The following is a 19831-nucleotide window of genomic DNA, read 5'->3' on the forward strand; positions in this document are numbered from 1 at the left end:
TCAGCGAAACCCACAAGAGTTCCGCAAGTTTTGCCCTGGCCTGACGTCACCCGAGACGATTACGCCATCTATTTGCAGGATATTGTTTATGTTCAGTTTGATTTTTTTGTGTGGGTTCTTGGGCCTTGTTTTGTACGAGGTGGCAGAGGACGATGATGAGCCCCAGCCTGAAAGCGATCCCAATGAACTTGCCTATGATGGCTCCGAGATATTGGAGGGCACCGAGGGGGATGATGCTCTGCCTGCTGATCAGAACCCCGACTTGTCGCCTGATGTCATCCGGCTTCTGGGGGGGGACGACAGCGCGGTGGTTGAGTACCCTTTTGGAACCCAGGTGTTTGGTGGGGAGGGAGACGACCATCTTGTCAGCACCGCGGTCGTGAACACGCTGGATGGCGGCGCCGGGGACGACACGCTGGAAGGGATTGATGCCACCCGTCTCTTGGGCGGCGAGGGCGATGATGAGATAACTGTCGAGCTGCATGTCGATCTGAACGATCAAACCGCCGTGGTTGAGGGCGGTGAGGGGGATGACAGCATCATGGTCTTTGCCGATGCCGGATTGGATCATCCTGACACCGGGGGCGTTTCCTTGGCTGGCGGCGAGGGCGCTGACCGGTTTGAACTGCAGCTCACACTGCACAACAGCGAAGACGATCTACAAGGGTCTGACGATCTGCTGGAGTCCGATATTGGCCGGATCGAAGATTTTGACCCGGCAGAGGATGCGCTGGTGGTGTCACTTGATCGCAGCGCTGAAAGCGCGGATCGGGACGTCGAGATCGGGTTTGTGCAGAGCGAAGAGAACGGTGTTTACACGACAGAGGTGACGCTGACGTTTGAAGCAACGGCGTCCGCAACCAGGGCCGAGACATCCTTTGCCATCCTTAGTACCGCGCCTTTTGCGATAGAAGACATTCAGTTCGTCGGAGTTTCAAGCCCCTGACCAAAAGTGGTGGTGTAGGGCAGGTGGTGCTCCCGCCCGGTTGTCAGGGCATCAGAAGATGCCCTGCACCCCGTTGGGCGTAGCCTCGCTGCGCTCGGGAAAGGCGCAAGGTCGAAAGGGGGGGGACGCGGCCGCGAGATGTTGTGCCCGGGGTATCCGGGACCAGTTAGAGAGGGGGAGAGCGAGTCCGAGCGCAGCGAGGCCACGCCCAACATCTGGCCACAGGCCGGCAGGCCTTGGGCAGATGGCGGGAGCACTCCCTAGTTGGACGAGACCACGCCCACGATCGGCCCCATCCAGAAGCCGGGGTCGGAGCGGTCGAGGTCAGGCGCGTGCAGGCGGCTGATCTTGCCGTCAAAGAACAGCGCGTTGGGGGTTTTCAGGTGATCGCGGAACAGGCTGCCAAAGGCGTGGAAGGTGACCGGGGTGTTGGAGATGGCAAAGATCGCCCGCGTGCCATCGGCGCTGGTGCCGACACCGTTGCGCAGAAAGCGCGAGGTGCTGTCGGGCAGGAACCGCGGGTGCAGGGCGCCGTCGATCACCAGCATCGGGCCGGATTGGCTGGCGTAGGTGCAGGCGGGGCGTTGGCGCTCAAAGGCAAGGGTCTCGATCACGTCGGCGCGGCCCTCGCCGATACAGAACACCCCGTTTGGCAACAGGCCAAAGTTGCCCTTGCTGGCACCGGTCAACAGGCGACCCTCGGTCGTGTCGCCTTGGACATAGAGCCCCACCGGGCGTCGGTCGGCGTGGTACATGCCCGCATTCATCGCAAAGGACAGGCGCTGTCCGTCAGGCAACGCGCGCTCAATGCCGGAGAACTGGCCATAGGGGGCGCCTGCCTCGTCACGCAGGAACAGGCGCAGGTCGTCCTGTGCGGCGTCCACCTCGCAGATCGTATAGGCGTTGCCCTGATAGCTCAGGTCACGGCAGTCCACCGCGCCTGCCACCGATGCCGCCCAGGCCACACAAAGGGCAACAGAGGCGGCAAGCCATCTCATTCGTCAGGCTCAATGTCCTGGCGCACGTGATCCTGGTTCAGCATGCGGCGGGTTTCGTCCATCTGGTCAAAGGTCTGATCCAGCTGGAACCGCAGGTCCGGGGTGAACTTGAGCCCGGTTTTCTTGCCAATCGCACGGCGCAGCTCGTGTTTGTTCTGGGCCAGCAGCTTCAGCACGTCCTCTTGCCCCTTGCCACCCAGCGGCAACACATAGGCCGTGGCGATCTTGAGGTCGGGCGATGTGCGCACTTCGCCCACGGTGATCGACATGCGGTTGAGGTCGGGGTCGTGGATATCCCCCCGCGCCAGCACCTCGGCCAGCGTACGACGGATCAATTCGCCAACACGAAGCTGACGTTGCGAGGGGCCGGGGCCATCATGAAACTTGTTCTTTGCCATGGCCCCCACTTAGGCGTTTCGGCAGGCTTTGCCAAGCGTTGAGGCTTGCGATAAAGGGGGGGGCACGCAATCAATCGCCGCTACAAGGGACAAGACAATGGACAACCTGCCAGGGATCGTGATTACCGGGGCTTCGGGCCGCATGGGCCAGATGCTGATCAAGACCGTGGTGGACAGCCCCAAGGCGCAGCTGGTCGGCGCGATCGAGCGGGCAGGGCACCCTTGGGTCGGTATGGACATTGGCGAGGCCATGGGCGGGCAGGCGCTGGGCGTCACGGTCACCGACGAGCCGCTCGAGGCTTTTGCCAGGGCGCAGGCCGTGATCGACTTTACCGCCCCCGCCGCGACGCTGCAGTTTGCCAAACTGGCCGCACAGGCGCGTGCGGTGCATGTGATCGGCACCACCGGCATGACGGATGAGGATATCGCCAAGCTGGGGCCATGCAGCCGTCATGCGGTGATCGTACGCGCCGGCAACATGTCGCTGGGCGTGAACCTCCTGACGCAGCTCACCAAAAAGGTCGCCGCCGCACTGGACGAGGATTTCGACATCGAGATCATTGAATCGCACCACAACCAAAAGGTCGATGCGCCCTCGGGCACGGCACTGATGCTGGGCGAAGCCGCTGCCGAAGGGCGCGGTGTCACGCTGTCGGATGTGGCCGACCGGGGTCGTGACGGCATCACCGGCGCGCGCAAGCCCGGTGACATCGGCTTTGTCGCCATCCGTGGCGGCGACATCGTAGGCGAGCATGACGTGATGTTTGCCGCCCCCGGTGAGCGTATCGTGCTGCGCCATCTGGCCAGCGACCGCGCGGTCTTTGCCCGTGGCGCGCTAAAGGCCGCCCTGTGGGGGCAGGACAAGAAACCCGGCGAATATGACATGCTGGATGTGCTGGGGCTCTAGGTCTGCAAACACCGCCCCGGACCTGATCCGAGGCTTTGACGGGTCAAAATAGCTTCTCGAGGTCCCTGAAAAATGCCCCGCACGGTGTCGTGCCCTGCGTGGTGCCATCACGGGCCAGCGGTGACATGGCTTAGTCGAAAACGTCCATTACTGTTCTTAACTCGCCAATCTGATCGGTGACGTTCGCAGCGTCCAACATCAGCTCGATGTCCTTCGCGTAATCGGCAAAATGATTGAGGTTGCCCAAACCGTTTTCCTTTTTGGCGAAAACCGTAAGAGAGCCATAGACTGCACCCTTGATGATTTTGACATTGCAATGCAGGGACCGTTTTTCTTCTGTTTCAATTCGGGCCCACCCCACGCATGAAACCCAATGATCCGGTACGTCAGACTTGCCCTCAGGTACATAGAAGAAAACGGCTCTGTGTGGCTTGCCACTTGGTTCAAGCGGCTTCGACTCAAAGGTTTCATAAAGAGACGCGCCAAAACGCCTCAAACCAGCTTTAGATAAGCTCCGGATTTCAGTGGATCGTCGATCACTGCCGTCTATTTTTTCTATAACCCTCAAAGTGTACGGCGAGTATGTTGAGAACGTGTTCTTAACCAATGACGGGTTCAGCCTCAGATTAAACTGACGCCACCGTCCTCCACCGACGCCCCAGCCGCCGCAGGTTCGATAGTATTCCTCACCCATCCGTACAACGATCCCGTGGGGCGCATGGCGGTCCTTAGGCGCACAAAACGAGGTTGGTTCCGCTTGTACAGAGGCTTGTTTCACGCCGAGCAAAAAGACACAAACCGCGATAACTAACGCGCCTTTCCATCCAGCCATGGCGATCCTACACATACTCAGAAATCGATCGCGATTCCCTTTTTCTCCCAGTCGCCATAGCGCACCGGTTCCGGGCCGTCGCGCCCGCCCAATTCAGTCGGCATCTCCAGCGCTTTCGCCTTTTTGCGGCGCTCTTCGGCCTCGGCCAGCGCGCGTTGGGCGGCGGGGGGCAGGTCTGTTTGGGGCTGATCTGAATTATCGCTCATGGTCAGGGTTCCTTTCGGGCCGTACCCTTGATATACGCGCCCGTCCCTTGCAGACAAGGTTTTAAGGAGCGTCCCAATGTCCCAGAGCGGAATTCAGGCCCGTCGCAGCGCGGTTTACCTGTTGGATCAGGTTTTGGGTGAAGGGCGCCTCTTGTCAGAACTGATCGGCGGCGGCGCGCTGGAAAAGCTGCAGCCCGAGGATCGCGCCCGTGCACAGCGGTTGGCGACCGATACCCTGCGTGGTCTGGAACGTGCCGACCGTATCCTGCAGAAGCACCTGCAAAAATATCCGCCGCTGACCGTGCGCAATACCCTGCGGCTGGCCACCATCGAGCTGTGCGCCGGGGGCGCGGCCCATGGTGTGGTGAACGCGGCGGTCGAAATTGTCGGGCGCAGCAAGAACACCGCCTCGATGAAGGGGCTCGTGAACGCCGTGCTGCGCAAGGTTGTTGTCACGGGGCCGGAAACCTGGCCGATCCTGCGCACCCCGCGTCTGCCGAAATGGCTGCGTGGGCCGTTGGTCGCGGCCTATGGCCCCGAGACCGTTGCCGCCATCGAGGTCGCGCATTACGCGGGCGCGCCGCTGGACCTCACGGCCAAGGGCGACAAGGGCGCGCTGCATCGCTCGCTGGGTGGGACCTTTTTGCCCACGGGCACCGTGCGCTTGGACAATGCGGGTCAGGTCTCGGAATTGCCGGGCTTCAAGAAAGGCAGCTGGTGGGTGCAGGACGCCGCCGCTGCGATCCCGGTGCAGGTGCTGAACCCGCAAGCCGGAGAAAAGATCCTTGATCTCTGCGCCGCTCCCGGCGGCAAGACCATGCAGATCGCGGCCTCGGGGGCCGAGGTCACGGCGGTGGATGATTCCGCAAGCCGCATGACCCGGCTGCAACAGAACCTCAAACGCACCAAGCTGAAAGCAGAGTGCATCGTTGGCGACGTCATGGCGCAATCCGGCCAATGGGACGCGATCCTGCTGGATGCGCCCTGTTCGGCCACCGGCACCATCCGCCGCCACCCCGACCTGCCGCATGCCAAGGACGGCAGCGAATTTGGCGCGCTGATCGAGATGCAGGCGGTGATGCTGGACCATGCCCTCAGCCTGCTGAAACCCGGCGGGCGGCTGGTGTTTTGTACCTGCTCGCTCCTGCCCGACGAAGGCGAATGCCAGGTCGAAGACGCGCTGGGCCGCCACAAGGGCCTGACAACCGACCAAGAGGCCCTGGCCATTCCTGGCATCGACCCGGCCTGGATCACCGAAGAGGGCGGCTTGCGCCTGCGCCCTGACTACTGGGCGGATCAGGGCGGCATGGACGGCTTTTACATCGCGGTCCTGCGCAAAGCCTGATCCTTCTTTTGGCCAAAAATATCCCGGGGTGAATTGCCCCCCTCGGGGGGCAAGAGGGGCAGCGCCCCTAAACCCCCTCGGGCTTGCCCACCACGACAAAGGTCAGCCCCTCGGGCTGCAACAGCTCACCCGCCACCCGGTTCACATCCTCCAGCGTCACGGCGTTCACCTTGTCGTTGCGGGTGACGATATAGTCGATGGGCAGGCCCTGTATCTGCATGCCGACCATGATCCGGGCAATCGACCCGTTGCCGTCAAAGCGCAGTGGGTAGGCGCCGGTCAGCAGCGCCTTGGCCTTGTCCAGCTCATCCTGCGTGACGCCCTCGGCCGCCATGCGGGCCCATTCGGCGCGGATCACCTCGATCGCCTCGCCAATCCGGTCATTGGCCGAGGATACGCTGCCCATGTACAGGGCCGCGTGGTCCTTGGGCACGAGGTAGGAGTAAACCCCATAGGTCAGCCCGCGCTTGACACGCACCTCTTCCATCAGACGGCTTTCAAAGCCACTGCCCCCAAGGATCGTGTTGAGCAGGTAAGCGGCAAAAAAGTCATCGTGATCCCGTTCCATGCCGATCTGGCCGAACAGGGCGACGGACTGTGGCGTGTCGAACTCGACAACCTGGGTGCTGCCATCCAGCGCCGGGGCCACCTTGCCCGGCATCGGCGCGCCGGTGTCCGGCAGGTCCGCCAAAAGCCTGTCGAGCAACAGGCCCAGCTCTTCCTCGGTGATGTCGCCCACGGCCCCGACAAACAGACGGTCACGCGTCAGCACGGACTGATGCGCGGCGCGGATGTCGTCCTGGCTCAGGGCGGTGACGCTGTCCAGCGTGCCCTTCAGTGACGTGGCATAGGGGTGATCCCCAAAGGCCTGCGCATCAAAGGCGCGGCCCGCGATGTCGTTGGGATCGGTCTCGGACGAGCGGATGCCAGCCAGCACCTGCTGGCGCACGCGCTCCAGCGAGACCTCGTCAAACGTCGGTTCGATGATCGACAGGCGCAACAGCTCGACCGCCTCATCGCGGTTCTCGGTCAGGAACCGCGCCGAGATCGAGGCCGTGTCGTCCCCGATGTCATAGGTGAACTGTGCGGCCAGCGCCTCGGAGGCGCGGGCAAAGCCCTGGGAATCCAGATCCCCGGCGCCTTCTTCCAGCAATCCCATCATCAGGTTGGTGGCGCCGCGCTTGCCGGGGGCATCCAGCGATGCGCCGCCCTGAAACCGCAGCTCCAGCGCCACAAAGGGGATTGAGGGTTCTTCGACCAGCCATGCGGTGATGCCGCCGGGCGAGGTGACTTCCTTGATCCGGACCTCGGCCCAGGCGGGCAGCGTGGCAAAGATCGTGACGGCAACGGCAATCAGGAACCTCATTGTGATACCTCCTTGGGCGCAGGGGCCATCAGCCAGCCGGTGACAGAATGGCGGTCCTGGAACACCAGTCTGGCGGCGGCTTTCACGTCTTCTGCCGTGACCGCCTGCAACACCTGTGGCCAGTCCTGCACATCCTGAATGGTCAGACCCGAGGTCAGCGCACGGCCATAGCGGTTGGCCAGCGATTCCACGCTGTCACGGCCATAGATCTGCGAGGCGCGCAGCTGCATCTTGATCCGGTCCAGATGCTCCTGATCGATCTCGGCCTGCATAAAGGCCGCAAGGGCCTCATCCATCGCCGTCTCGGCATCCTCGAGGCTGACCCCGTGGCTTGGCACAACCGTCACGTTGAACGCGGTTCTGTCGAGCGTGGTGCCGCGATAAAAGGCGCCGGTGTAGACCGCAACTTTCTGGTCGAATTGCAGCCGTTCGTTCAGGAACGACGTGGTGCCACCCCCCAAAAGCTCGGCCAGAATGGTCAGGGCGGCGGCGGTTTCCTGATCGCCCGGATTGCGCTCGGGGGCGAGGTAGTTGCGGGTGACATAGGGCTGTGACACGCGGGCATCCTCGAACACCAGCCGACGCGCGGCGTTTTGCACCGGCTCCTGCGGGCGCTGACGTGGGCCAAGGTCGGGGTTGGCAGGCAGAACACCGTAATAGGTCTCCGCCAGCGCGCGCACCGCGTCCGGGGTCACATCACCGGCCACCACCAGCACCGCGTTGTTGGGCGCATAATAGGTGGTGTAATAGGCCAGCGCATCGTCCAGCGACAGATCGACCATCTCGTGACGCCAGCCGATGATCGGTACGCCATAGCGATGGTTGAGGTATTGCGCGGCATCCATCTGTTCACGCATCAGCGCGCCGGGGCTGTTTTCGACCCGCTGATTGCGCTCTTCGATGATGACATCGCGTTCGGTCAGGATATCGCCCTCGTCCAGTTGCAGATTGACCATGCGGTCGCTTTCCATCTGCATCATCAGCTCAAGCCGATCAGCGGCAACGCGCTGGAAATAGGCGGTGTAGTCGTAGCTGGTAAAGGCATTGTCACGCCCGCCATTGGCGGCGACCGTGGCCGAGAATTCGCCCGACTCCATGGTCTCGGTGCCCTTGAACAACAGGTGCTCGAGGAAATGCGCCACGCCGGACACGCCGGGCTGCTCATCTGCGGAACCGGCACGGTACCACACCATGTGCATGACCACCGGGGCGCGGTGATCTTCGATCACCACCACCTGCATCCCGTTATCCAGCTGGAAATCGGTGACCTGGTCTTTGGCAAAGGCGGGCAGGGCTGCCAGCGTCGCACCCAAGACCAGGGCCAGAACGCGTCGCATGCGCTTCTCCCTGTTTGTTGGTTTGTTTCCAAGGATAGTTACGACCCCTTGAAGCGGCTTCAAGGGGCAAACACACGATGTCACGAATAGTTTTTCAGGCGGTGAAATGGATCAGGGACACCATGGGCTGTTTTGTTGCCTCATGGATAGAGCGAAATCAGCGGCGCTGCCTTCGCGTTGCGCATCCAAAGTTGCCTGGAAACGCATAATCTTTCCCGCCAGCGCCCAAGAGCCAGCGGCCATTCCTTCTGCGATGTTCGGATAACCGATATGCGGGACAATGCGACCAATCACCGGACCCGGTCCAAAGGCAGTGTCGGAGCGTATTATCATTTCGTTCAAACCGCTGCATTCACTGCAATAGGCTCCTCGCTGCCTAACGGGTTTAGGGCGAGAGGTTCGAAACCTATTGGCGGTTTTTGAAAATGCGGCGTCCTCACATGCGAGGACGCCCGGGCGCTTTGCGTTTGATCTAGGCCTTTACGATCGGCGGATCGACCTCATCGGGGATGGGGCAGATATAGGGGGTGGCAGCAAGCATTTTCTGATGTTCTGAATTCGCGTCCTTCACGATTTCCGGGTTCTCGAACAAATCCCGCGCCGTTGCGGCCATCGCCTTGGCGGCGCAGAGCATGCCCTTATGTGCGATCGGCGTTTTGCCATGGGCGGTGAGTTGCCAGGTGTGGAACGGCGTGCCGACAGCGCAAGTGGCGATGCGAGCCTGGACCGTGGGAACCGTCCAGCTCACATCGCCCACATCGGTCGAGCCGATGCCACCTGTGCCCCTGCTGCCAAAAGGTGCCACGAAATCGCACAGCGGCAGATCAGGGTCGGGTTCGATGCCGATCCGTTTGAAAGAAGCATTGATGTCGTCTCGGGTCAGGGTCTTGCGGATCTTTTCGGCAAAAGCACGGTCATCTGCGTCGAATTCGGGCGCCCCGAGCCGTTCCAGACTGGCTTGCATGATCGTATCAAGCCGCGCATTGCCAACAAGGTTCGACACTGCGCTGACCACGCGGGTTTCGACCTGCGTCTCGGTCATCAGCGCCGCCCCATCGGCGATCTTGCGCACCCGTTCGATCAAGGAACGCAGCTCGGGAAGATCGCGGGCCCGGATGAGCTGTCGAACAGTTGCCCTGGCAGGGACCACGTTTGGCGCTACGCCACCTGCATCGAGATAAGCGTAGTGGATACGGGCGTCATCCGGCATGTGCTCGCGCATGTAGTTGACGCCCACGTTCATCAATTCGACCGCATCCAGCGCCGAACGCCCCAGCTCGGGCGATCCGGCGGCATGGGCGGCCTTGCCGTGGAAAGTGAAATCGATGCGCGTGTTGGCCAGCGATTTGGCCTCGTGCAGGGCGGTGAAGCTTGCCGGGTGCCAGCAAATCGCGGCATCCACATCGTCAAAAAGCCCCGCGCGGACCATGAAGACCTTGGCGGCACCGCCTTCCTCGGCAGGGCAGCCATAATAGCGTACCCGACCCTCGATACCGTTCTCGGCGAGGTAATCCCTGACCGCTGCCGCCGCGGCGAGTGCCGCCGCACCTAGCAGGTTGTGACCACAGCCATGCCCCGGCCCTCCGGGCTCAAGCGGCGCGTGTTCCGCCACGCCGGATTCTTGTCCCAGTTCGGGCAATGCGTCGAACTCACCCAGAATGGCGATGACCGGCCCGCCGGATCCGGCCTCGCCTATGATGGCGGTGGGAATATCGGCGGCGTTTTCGGTGATGCGGAAACCCTCGGTTTCAAGCATCCTGCGGTGCTCTTCCACGCTGCGGGTTTCGGTATAGGCGATCTCGGGGCTGTCAAAGACCCGGTCGCTGAGCCCGATATAGGCGTCGCGCCGCTGCTCGACGAGGTCCCAAATCCGGTCGGTATTTTGTTGTGGCATGGTTTCGCTTGCTCCCTATTCCGCCATCGCCGTACCGGCATAGGCCGGGTCTGACGCCGCTGTGAAACGGCCCTTGTGGTCACGCCCAGCCGCCTGAACGATCCCGAGATGATCGACCGGACCGCGCCCGGTGAACTGCACGTTGATACCTGCCGAGGCCAGCACGTCTTCGAGCCCGGCAGGCGCATCCACATGCAACCGCACGGTCTCGCCGATCCAGTTCGAGCGCGGGGCCGCCACGGCGTGCGGCAAAGGCTTGCCGTCCAGAAGTCCGCGGATTACCGCAGCCACCGCTCCGGGAATACGCTCGCTGCCCGCCCCGCCGATGGCATAGCGCGCCGGACCGATGTCCAGAAGGCTTGGGCATTGTTCGGTGACGTCGCGCGCACCGGGCTCGGGGGCGGCGCACATGGCATAGGAATGCGCAAGCAGAATGCCTGTTTCCGGATCGGCCACTCGGGCGCCAAAATGCGGTCCGATGGATTGGGTGAGCGAAACGCGCATCCCGTCTGCGTCGATCACTGACAGGTGAGTCGTGTCGCGATCTTCGCCCTCAGCTATGCGCGGAGGGGTGAGCAGGCGCGAAAGCCACGCGATATCGCGCGCGCCAGCCTTATCCGCGAGAAGCGCCATTACCTCGCGCCATTCCGGTGCCACGGGTTCCTGAAGCCGTGTGACCAGGTCATCCCAAGGGATCGGGTTCGACTTGGGCTTGAGTGATCTTAGTTCCTGCGGCCGGTCGTCGAAGGCGCGCAGCACCGCCAACAGGTGGCCCAGCTCGACGTCGAGCGGAGCAGTCAGACCGGTCCCGGCCCGGCTCATCAGCGCAACGATCTGCACCAGCGTATGGCCCCAGCCCTGCCGCCCAACCGTATCCATGCGCCAGTCCTCACCCTGCCAGGAGATGACTTCGCCGGAAAGCGGCTCAGCGGCGATGAGTTCCTCGGGCGTCCAGAGGATTCCCTTGCGCTCAAGCCGTTGGCAGATGGCGCGAGCGAACATTTCATCTGCAAAAGGATCGCCGCAACAGTCGATCAGTTTTCCGAAGAAACCTGCCAGCCCGGGTTGGCGAAACCGCGTGCCCGACGCAGGGGCGGCCCCTTTGGGCAGATACCAGGCACAAGCGTCCTCATCTCGTAACTCTGGCGCACGCCAGTGCCAAATGCGGGCAAGCTCCGGAACGATGGTGAAACCGTCTTGTGCAAGTTTCAATGCATGCCGGGCTACTTCTGACAGCGGTAAGCACCCGGCCTGACGATGCAGTTCCAGGATCGCGCGAACCGCCCCTGGAAGCGGCACGGCCTGATGTTCGGGCAACTCGGTGAGCCGCTCAGGCAGGGTGGAGGGCGCTTTTGTGCTTCCGTCAATCGCCCGAGCTTCTTCGCCTTCACGCTGGAAGAGAATCTGCGCGCGCCCGGCGGGTGAACAATTGACGGGATCGGCGACCATCAGGGCAAAGGCTGCCGCTGCCGCTGCATCCGCGGCGCTGCCGCCGCGGCGGAGCATATCCATGCCGGCATTGGTGGCGTGCGGGCTGCCGGTCGCCACAGCCCCGACCGTGCCGTCATCCGCTGTTGCTCCGCAGGAGATGGCATCGAACGCACCACCTTGTGCGCGAAAGGCCTGTCGGCGCGCGTTCAGATCGCCTTCTCCGAACAACTGCTCATGTGTTTTCCGGTTCACGGGATCACCTGTTCCAGAAGGCATGCGGTGCGCCGACCCGTCTGCCCTTTGCGCAGTTCTGGCACTTGGACCCGGCACCGGTCCTCGGCCCTCGTGCAACGGGGGTGGAAGGTGCATCCTGGAGGCGGCGCAAGCGGCGATGGAATTTCTCCCACGATGGGTGTGAATTCCTGCCCCCGTTTGTCGAGCTTTGGTGCTTCGTCCAGCAGCGCCTTGGTGTAGGGGTGGCGCGGATCGGTGAAAATCTCGTCCGTATTCCCGATCTCCACAACCTTGCCGAGATACATGATGGCAATACGGTCCGAGATGTGTTCGACCGCGCCCAGATCGTGGCTGATGAACAGATAGGTGAGGTTGAATTCCTCACGCAGGTCCATGAACAGATTGATCACCTGTGCCTGGATCGACACGTCCAGCGCCGCGATCGCCTCGTCGCAGACAATGATCCGGGGCTTCAGGGCAAGCGCGCGGGCGATACCGATGCGCTGGCGCTGCCCGCCCGAGAACTGGTGCGGGAAGCGGGTCATGAACCCGGCTTCGAGCCCCACCTTCTCCATCAGCCCGGCGACATAGTCCTTGCGGTCGGCGCGCTTGATCAGCCCATGCGCCACCGGTGCCTCGCCGATGATCTGTTCGACCCGCATACGCGGGTTGAGTGAAGCGAAAGGATCCTGAAAGATCATCTGAATCTCTAGCTTGAAGGCCTTGAGCTCAATGGGGCTCATGGAGCTAACCGGCTTGCCGTCATAGAAGATTTCACCAGAGGTCGGGTCTTCGACACCAGCCACCATGCGCCCGAGCGTAGACTTGCCGCAGCCAGATTCACCGACCAATCCCAGGACTTCGCCCGGTTGGATTTCCAGCGTCACACCATCGACTGCCCGCACAATCGCGGATTTGTAGCTCGCTCCGGCAAGATTGGCGATCTTTTCCGCCAAATCCGGATCACTGACATAGATCTGGTTAAGCTTCTCGAGGGTCAGGAGCGCCGTCATGATACACCTCCCAGAGCGTGATGGCAGCGTACGCGGCGGGTCTCGCCAATCGCGGTTTCCTCGGGCGCAACCTTGCAGGCCTCGCTGGCATAGGCACATCGGGGTGCAAAGGCACAGCCCTTGGGAAGTTTCAAAAGCGAAGGCGTCATACCGGGGATCTGCGTCAGCCGATTGCCGCGGGACGTATTGGACGGGATCGACTGCATAAGCCCCTGCGTATAGGGATGCGCGGGTCGATCGAGCAAATCGTCCACAAGGCCGTATTCCACGATCTTGCCCGCATACATCACCGCCACTTTCTGGGCGAGCCCGGCAACGACGGTCAGGTCATGGGTGATCCAGATCATTGCCGTTTGCCGGGAAGCCATGAGCTTCTGCATCTCGAACAGGATCTGCGACTGGATGGTCACGTCGAGCGCCGTGGTCGGCTCATCCGCAATGATCAGGTCAGGTTCAAGCATCAGCGCGATAGCGATCACCACCCGCTGACGCATGCCCCCCGACAGCTCATGCGGATAAGCGCGCAGGCGCTCAGCGGGTGACGGAATTCCGACCAGCGCCAGCGCCTCGGTCGCCATTTCGCGGGCTTCGGCCTTGGATAGCTTGCGGTGTGCCAGAATGGTCTCGATCATCTGCGTGTCGATGCGCAGGACCGGGTTGAGCGTCATCATCGGGTCCTGAAAGATCATTGCAATGCGGTCGCCGCGCAGCGCTCGAAGCTTGGGCTCGGGCAGGGCGAGCACGTTTTCGTCGTTCAACAACACCTCGCCCCCACGGATAACGCCGGGTTCTTCGACCAACCCCATGATGGAGAAGCCGGTGATGGTCTTGCCCGAACCTGATTCACCCACCAGCCCCAGCACCTCGCCCGGGGCAAGGTCAAACGACACGTTGTTGACCGCACGAACGGACCCCTCGCGGGTTTCAAATTCGGTGATCAGACCACGGACAGATAGGACAGGCGCGCTCATTTGTTCATTCTCGGGTTCAGGATGTCGCGTAGGTGGTCACCGACAAGGTTGATCAGAACCAGCGTGATCAGAAGCGCAACACCGGGGTAGAAGCTGATCCAGTAGCGCCCCGACAGCAGGTAATCGAAACCATTGGCGATCAGGAGCCCAAGCGAAGGTTCGGTGATCGGCACGCCGACGCCGAGGAAGGAGAGCGCCGCCTCGATGGCAATCGCGTTTGCGATCTGAACCGTAGCGATGACGATCACCGGTGGCAGGCAGTTCGGCATGACGTGCCGAAACAGGATGCGGTGAGGAGAAAGCGCCGCACAACGTGCCGCCATAACGTAATCCTTGCGGATTTCGACCAGCGCCGCACCCCGCACCGCGCGGGCGAAATAGGCCCATTGGATCAGGATCAGCGCGATGATTACCTTGTCGATCCCCTTGCCAAGGATGGCCAGCAGCAAAAGCGCAACAAAGAGCGCGGGGAAAGAAAGCTGAATATCCACGATCCGCATGATCAGGCTTTCAACCCAGCCGCCTTTCCAGGCTGCTATCATACCCATTGTAAGGCCTATGAAGACCGCCGAGGTTACCGCGATAACACTGACGACGAGCGAGATGCGCAGCCCGTAGATCATCGCGGAATACATGTCTCGCCCTTGTTCGTCCGAGCCAAGCCAGTAGTAGAATCCGTCGAACCCGGTCTCACCGGGCTCAAGCGAGCCATCGAGGATGTTGACCGTCATCAGGTCATAGGGGTTTTGCGGCGCCACGAATTCGGCGAAGGCTGCGGCAAGGATGACGAGGGCCATGCCGATCGCGGCGATAACCGCCAACGGGCTGGATACGTAGTCGGCGATGAAGCGCTTGAGTGGCGTGTCGGCGACCATCACGCCCTCCTCTTTACACGGATGCGGGGGTCAAGCAGTGAATAAATGATATCCACCACCAGGTTGATCATCACGAACATGAACACCGTCAGCATGAGATAGGCGACCACCACGGGTCGGTCCAAAAGCCCGATCGAGTCGATCAGAAGCTTGCCAATTCCGGGCCAGGCAAAGACTGTTTCAGTCACCACGGCAAAGGCGATGACATTACCCAGTTCAAGCCCCACCACAGTGACCACCGGTATCAGGATATTCTTGAGGATATGCACATTGATCACCCGCCACTCCGACAGCCCTCGCGCTCGGGCGTACTTGACGTAGTCCTGCAACCCAATCTCGGCCGTGCCTGCACGGGTCAGGCGGATGACCAACGAGATCTTGTAGATCGCTACGTTGAGTGCAGGCAGGAACAGGTGGCTAAGCCCATCCCAAGTGAGGAAACTCACCGGAATACCCAGCACATCCACTGTCTCGCCCCGCCCGCCCGCGGGAAGGATGCGCCAGAACACCGCGAACAGCATGATCAGCATCAATCCCTGCCAGAAATTGGGTGTGGAAAACCCGATGACCGATCCGGCCATGATGGTGCGCGAGACCGGTGATTTCGGATACAGCCCGGCATACATGCCAAGCGGTATGCCGATGACGAGGGCGAAGAAAACGCCGAGGAAGGCAAGCTCCAGCGTCGCCGGCAGACGTGAAAGGATCAACTCAAGCGCGGGCGTGTTATGCACAAAGGATGTGCCCAGATCGCCCTGCACGAGACCGCCCAGGAAATGAAAAAACTGAATATGGACAGGTTTATCCAGCCCGAGACGCCGGATTGCTGCTTCCTGCGCCAAAAGGTCATCTTCGGGGTTGATCAGCAGGTCAACCGGGTTGCCGACCATGTATAGGCCGAAGAAAACGATTGTCGCCATGACCGACATGACAAGGATCGCCTGACCGAAACGTCGGATGAGATAGGCAAGCATGGCTGGAATCCGGGCAAGGGGGACCGGCGTCGTTCAGACGCCGGTCCGGTTGTGGTTAGTTCACCGGGCGTACGGTCGTCAGCACGGTATGCTGATCGGCGCGCGGGGTGATGGTCAGACCTTTGCGCAAAGCCCAGGGCGTGACCTCGTAATGCAGCGTCAGGATCGCATAATCGTCCCGCACGATCTGGCTGGCCTTTGCAAGGAGCGCATCATGCGCTGCCGCATCGACCGTAACGAGCGCTTCTTCGATCACCGCATCAAGTTCCGGATTGGAATAGCGGCCTCGGTTGGTGCCGCCCAGGCCCTTGTCCTTGTTCTGGGTGGCCACCAGCGCGCGGAGCGGGCTGGCCATGCCTGCACTGCCCGATCCCCATCCCGCCATGTAGAGAGAGAACTCGTACTTGTTGCGGCGCGAGAAGAATACCGACTTGGTGGTTGCATCAACTTCGGTACGGATGCCCACTCGGGTCAGCATTTGTGCCACCGCCTGCGCGATCTTGGCGTCGTTGATATAGCGGTCATTCGGCGAACCGAGAATGAGACCGAACCCGTCCGGGTAACCAGCCTCGGCCAGTAGCCGCTTGGCCTCTTCGACATTTGCCTCTTCCACGGCGATATTCGGATTTACGCCGCGCATGAAATCAGGGACGAGCTGACCGGCCGGAACCGCCAGGCCATCCATGATCTTGTCAACGATAAGAGCCCGGTCAATGGCCAGCGATACGGCCTTGCGCACGCGCACGTCCATGAACGGGTTCTTGCCATCCGTGCCCGAGACACCGGGGGTCGGATCACCCACATGGTCAAAATGCAGATAGATCACACGGCTCGAAGCACCCTGAACCACGTCCGTGCCCGCTTCGGCACGCAGTCGTTCAAGATCCTGCGCGGGCGGCTTTTCGATGATGTCGACGTCACCGGCCAGAAGCGCGGCCACACGGGCCCCGTCGTTCGAGATCGGTCGAATCACGATCTCGTCCCAATGCGCAGCCTCGCCCCAGTAGTTTTCGTTCTTCGCCAGCGTCAGGTGATCGCCCTGCACGAATTCGACATACTTGTAAGCGCCAGTGCCAACAGCGGCCTCGCCCGAATTGTAAGCGGCTGAATCCGGATAGTTGTCGATACCCGGACATCCATCCTTGGCATAGGTCACAGGCCCGTCATGCCCGGCGGCACTGGCCGAAACCACGCCAAACGAAGCGAAATCGGACAGGAGCAGCGGGTAAGGTCCGGGCGTTGTCACCTTGATGGTGTAATCATCCGGCGCCTCAATCGTTTCGGCCCGTTTGGTGAAACCCTCGAATGAGGACGGGCTATTGGGCACATTCGGGATCCGGCAGGCTGTGTACAGAAAATCACGTGAGGTGAATTCCGACCCGTCATGGAACTTCACGCCCTTGCGTAGATTGAACAACCAGGTGGTCGCATCCGGATTATCCCAGCTTTCGGCCAGCAGCGGTTCGATGCCCAGGTTGGGATCTTCGCCAACCAGCCCCTCGAATATGTGCTTTCTGATCGCATTGTTCGGGCCAAGGTTGTGATAGAGCGGATCAACCGAAGACGGTTCGGACGCAAACCCGGCAGTTAGGGTCTCGGTTAAAGCCGGACCGGCAAGTGCAGCTACGCCCACCGCGAGCGCAGCTTTCGCAAGAAGCTTGTTCATGAAAACCTCCCAGTTTTTCTGTTGAGAGAGTAAGAAACGCTATTGGCCTCGCGCAATCCTATGCAGCATCAGAACAAGCCTATTCCGAAAAAGAATGGGCATCGTGTAAGTGCTCGATATTCAAGCATCTTTCCTGTTCCATCCGCAGAACATCCTTGTAGAAGCAAGATAAGAAACCGCTTGTTAAGGGGGATCGATCCTTCCCGGCGGGCTCAATCAGCGCAAGAGTATGGTGAATTTGCGGTCCGAAACTTCGAATCACCATCCCTGTGCTGGCCGAATACCCGGCCATGAGGGCGTTTGCGATGGTGATACCAAGCCCCTCCTGGGTGCATTGACAGGCGGCATGGACATTTGCGGTTTCAATACGCACAAAGGGTTTGACACCTTCGCGGCGAAAGGCCTCATCGATCAGCAATCGGGACGGCTGCCGTCTCGTAAGCAGGACGAGCGGCTCATTTTCCAGGTCTTTCGGAGTGATTTCCGTCTTGTCCGCCAACCTGTGCCCCTTGGGTAGAACGCAAGCCGATTTCATCCTCATCAGGGGTTGAACCGACAAGGTCTGGTGCGATACGGGCAAAGTCAAAAGCCCGAAATCGGCTTGTCTGGCTATAATTGAATCAATGGTCGCCTGCGTGGTCCTGACATCCAGATGAATGCGAATCTCTGGGTAAGTCTTTGAAAATTCGGATAAAACTCGTGGAATCACACCTTGTGCAAGACTGGGCACCGTGACCAGCTCCAGGGCCTGCGGTCGTTTTCCTGCCCAGTCCTGCTTGACATCGTGCAATTCAGAAACCGCCTCGAGCACCCGCCGCACCCGGGTCAGCACAAGCGAAGAGCGCGACGATGGCACCAGACGCCCGTTGCGGCGGTTGAACAGGTCAAACCCCAGTTCGCTTTCGAACTTCGCAAGTATTCGGCTGACCGCAGACTGCGTCATACCCAGTTCGCGTGCCGCAGCTGACACCGATCCCGCCCGAACGATCGCATCGAAGATCTCCAACTGCTTGATCTGCATCGGCTGTACCATCCCCGGCTAAGTGTCAGGAGTATCTTACCATGCCAAATCAGAATAGGTGATCTGAAATGCGCCTTCACAGCTTGCAATCAGTGAGTTTTTGTATTTCGGCACCCGAAGGCAAACGCTTTCCTTGCGGTCCCAAAGTCTGCTTACGCCAAGTCGCTTCATTTCAGGCACATTGCAACATTCGGAACTATGAGCTCTCTGCTGCCGTTCTCCGCGTCTTGCTAGAACGTCCGGAATTGCACTGCGGGAAAGGGGCGCTCAGAGGCCTACTCCACCGATTTACGAGCAAAGTGAGATAACAACTCTGCCCGACAGGAACCAATGTGTGTTGGTTTCAAAGGCCTGCGCCGGGATCACCCCGGAGGGGCTGCGGGTGTCGTGGCGCCGCCCTGGCGCCAGCGTTCCTGTTCCTGGAAGGCGTCGAGGTGATACTTTTTGTAGACCTCGTTGTAGACGTCGGTCTTGACGATGCGGAAATTCGAGAACCGCCCACGGCCTTTGCGCATCTTCGCGTCCTCGGCATAAAGCGTCGGGCGAATATCCGCAGAGCGCCCCTTGCGCCCGGTATAGTTGACCAGGCCGGAATCGCCGCTTGGGATCGTCGTGCTGTTGGCAGCTTTGCGCGACCCCCCGAGGGCCACAACCGCATCACCCGCCGGGTCCAGATCGGTCCGGTTTTTACCGCCCGGTGTCGGGGTGGGCAGGCTGGCATAGTCGGTTGGTGCCTCAAGTGGTTTTGAGGGCACAATGCGGAACTCATCCGGGCCATCGCCGTTCGAGCTCAGACGACGAATGCCGTCATCGTCGCTGCACGCGGCAAGCAACAATCCGATCATAACCAACATGACATGCGTCTTGCGCATGGTGTTTCTCCTGCTACCTCGGCCCGCTTTTAGCGCATCTTGTAGCCGAGGTCACGAGGGCTTTTTTGTCCCGCCCAGAAAGATCAGGCCAAAGGCCCCGGCAAAAATCCACGTGTCCGCCAGATTAAAGGCAAAGGGGTTGTTGATGCCGCAGCAGGACATGTTGATGAAATCCGCAACCGCGCCGTAAAGAATGCGATCCACCACGTTTCCCAGCGCGCCGCCGACCAGCAGCCCGGCACAGATCAGCCCCCATTTGCCCGGCGGGTCCCGGCGCATCCACCAGATCACAAAGCCCGAGATGACCAGCGCAATACCGATCAGCAACCAGCGTCCGGCATCGCTGTCATTGGCAAACAGGCCAAAGTTCACGCCCCGGTTCCACGCCATGTAGAACCGCAGGAACGGCGGTGCGACGTCGATCTGCCCCAATTCAATCAGGTTCATCCAATGCACGACCACATATTTGGTCGCCTGATCGGAAAGAAAGGCCCAGAACCCTGCCCAGAATACCAGACGCATGGCGCGCCCCCTTTTTGCCTGCC

The 19831-nt window shown here is 60.9% G+C and carries 19 protein-coding genes; 3 read left to right on the forward strand and 16 right to left on the reverse strand.

Annotated features, from left to right (window positions below):
• Nucleotides 1–88: 88 nt before the first annotated feature.
• Nucleotides 89–946, forward strand: a complete 858-nt coding sequence (locus tag EK369_RS09405) for a hypothetical protein (RefSeq protein ID WP_127113832.1) — start codon at nt 89–91, stop codon at nt 944–946.
• Between the two features lie 260 nt (nt 947–1206).
• Here the strand turns inward: EK369_RS09405 and EK369_RS09410 are convergent, their stop codons facing one another.
• Both EK369_RS09410 and rbfA read right to left on the reverse strand, forming a co-directional pair.
• Nucleotides 1207–1944, reverse strand: coding sequence for a phosphodiester glycosidase family protein (locus EK369_RS09410; RefSeq protein ID WP_127113834.1), 738 nt, complete (start codon nt 1942–1944; stop codon nt 1207–1209).
• Entirely contained in the window at nt 1941–2342 is a 402-nt protein-coding gene (rbfA, locus tag EK369_RS09415) for a 30S ribosome-binding factor RbfA (RefSeq protein ID WP_127113836.1), read from the reverse strand. Before rbfA ends, EK369_RS09410 begins: the two co-directional genes overlap by 4 nt.
• 97 nt (nt 2343–2439) lie before the next feature.
• Between rbfA and dapB the strand changes: the two genes are divergently transcribed.
• The gene (dapB, locus tag EK369_RS09420; protein WP_127113838.1) at nt 2440–3249 is read left to right on the forward strand and encodes a 4-hydroxy-tetrahydrodipicolinate reductase; all 810 of its coding nucleotides are present in this window, start codon (nt 2440–2442) and stop codon (nt 3247–3249) included.
• A 130-nt stretch (nt 3250–3379) separates the two neighbouring features.
• On the opposite strand, the gene EK369_RS09425 is transcribed toward dapB, so the two are convergent.
• Together EK369_RS09425 and EK369_RS09430 are read right to left on the reverse strand one after the other, a co-directional pair.
• Nucleotides 3380–4081, reverse strand: a complete 702-nt coding sequence (locus EK369_RS09425; RefSeq protein WP_127113840.1) for a hypothetical protein — start codon at nt 4079–4081, stop codon at nt 3380–3382.
• Nucleotides 4082–4098: 17 nt separating this feature from the next.
• A complete protein-coding gene (locus EK369_RS09430; RefSeq protein WP_127113842.1) occupies nt 4099–4287 on the reverse strand; it encodes a DUF1674 domain-containing protein in 189 nt (62 codons plus the stop codon).
• A gap of 76 nt (nt 4288–4363) precedes the next feature.
• On the opposite strand from EK369_RS09430, the gene EK369_RS09435 reads away from it, so the two are divergent.
• Nucleotides 4364–5632, forward strand: coding sequence for an RsmB/NOP family class I SAM-dependent RNA methyltransferase (locus tag EK369_RS09435; RefSeq protein WP_127113844.1), 1269 nt, complete (start codon nt 4364–4366; stop codon nt 5630–5632).
• 67 nt (nt 5633–5699) lie between these two features.
• Here EK369_RS09435 and EK369_RS09440 read toward each other — a convergent pair whose 3' ends face one another.
• From EK369_RS09440 to lspA, 12 genes are all read right to left on the reverse strand, one after another.
• A complete protein-coding gene (locus tag EK369_RS09440; RefSeq protein ID WP_127113846.1) occupies nt 5700–6998 on the reverse strand; it encodes a M16 family metallopeptidase in 1299 nt (432 codons plus the stop codon).
• Nucleotides 6995–8335 carry a M16 family metallopeptidase gene (locus tag EK369_RS09445; protein ID WP_127113848.1) on the reverse strand — a complete coding sequence of 447 codons (1341 nt, stop codon included), beginning with the start codon at nt 8333–8335 and terminating at the stop codon, nt 6995–6997. The genes EK369_RS09440 and EK369_RS09445 overlap by 4 nt, the downstream gene beginning before the upstream one ends.
• Nucleotides 8336–8807: 472 nt before the next feature.
• Entirely contained in the window at nt 8808–10229 is a 1422-nt protein-coding gene (locus EK369_RS09450; protein ID WP_127113850.1) for an amidohydrolase, read from the reverse strand.
• A gap of 15 nt (nt 10230–10244) precedes the next feature.
• A complete protein-coding gene (locus tag EK369_RS09455; protein ID WP_164726952.1) occupies nt 10245–11912 on the reverse strand; it encodes a gamma-glutamyltransferase in 1668 nt (555 codons plus the stop codon).
• Nucleotides 11909–12907: an ABC transporter ATP-binding protein gene (locus EK369_RS09460; RefSeq protein WP_127113854.1), complete on the reverse strand. Its 999-nt coding sequence runs from the start codon at nt 12905–12907 to the stop codon at nt 11909–11911. Before EK369_RS09460 ends, EK369_RS09455 begins: the two co-directional genes overlap by 4 nt.
• The gene (locus tag EK369_RS09465) at nt 12904–13878 is read right to left on the reverse strand and encodes an ABC transporter ATP-binding protein (RefSeq protein WP_127113856.1); all 975 of its coding nucleotides are present in this window, start codon (nt 13876–13878) and stop codon (nt 12904–12906) included. Before EK369_RS09465 ends, EK369_RS09460 begins: the two co-directional genes overlap by 4 nt.
• Nucleotides 13875–14753 (reverse strand): ABC transporter permease, encoded by an 879-nt coding sequence (locus tag EK369_RS09470; protein WP_127113858.1) that lies wholly within the window; start codon nt 14751–14753, stop codon nt 13875–13877. Before EK369_RS09470 ends, EK369_RS09465 begins: the two co-directional genes overlap by 4 nt.
• On the reverse strand, nt 14753–15727 hold the full coding sequence (locus tag EK369_RS09475) for an ABC transporter permease (RefSeq protein ID WP_127113860.1): 975 nt from the start codon (nt 15725–15727) through the stop codon (nt 14753–14755). The genes EK369_RS09470 and EK369_RS09475 overlap by 1 nt, the downstream gene beginning before the upstream one ends.
• Nucleotides 15728–15782: 55 nt before the next feature.
• Complete coding sequence (locus EK369_RS09480; protein WP_127113862.1) at nt 15783–17393, reverse strand: ABC transporter substrate-binding protein; 1611 nt, start codon at nt 17391–17393, stop codon at nt 15783–15785.
• Nucleotides 17394–17472: 79 nt separating this feature from the next.
• Nucleotides 17473–18426, reverse strand: coding sequence for a LysR family transcriptional regulator (locus EK369_RS09485; protein ID WP_127113864.1), 954 nt, complete (start codon nt 18424–18426; stop codon nt 17473–17475).
• Between the two features lie 350 nt (nt 18427–18776).
• Complete coding sequence (locus EK369_RS09490; protein ID WP_127113866.1) at nt 18777–19286, reverse strand: DUF3035 domain-containing protein; 510 nt, start codon at nt 19284–19286, stop codon at nt 18777–18779.
• A gap of 51 nt (nt 19287–19337) precedes the next feature.
• Nucleotides 19338–19808 carry a signal peptidase II gene (gene lspA, locus EK369_RS09495; protein ID WP_127113867.1) on the reverse strand — a complete coding sequence of 157 codons (471 nt, stop codon included), beginning with the start codon at nt 19806–19808 and terminating at the stop codon, nt 19338–19340.
• Between the last annotated feature and the right edge of the window lie 23 nt (nt 19809–19831).

This window comes from Shimia sediminis, assembly GCF_003990645.1.
Lineage (GTDB): Bacteria > Pseudomonadota > Alphaproteobacteria > Rhodobacterales > Rhodobacteraceae > Shimia > Shimia sediminis.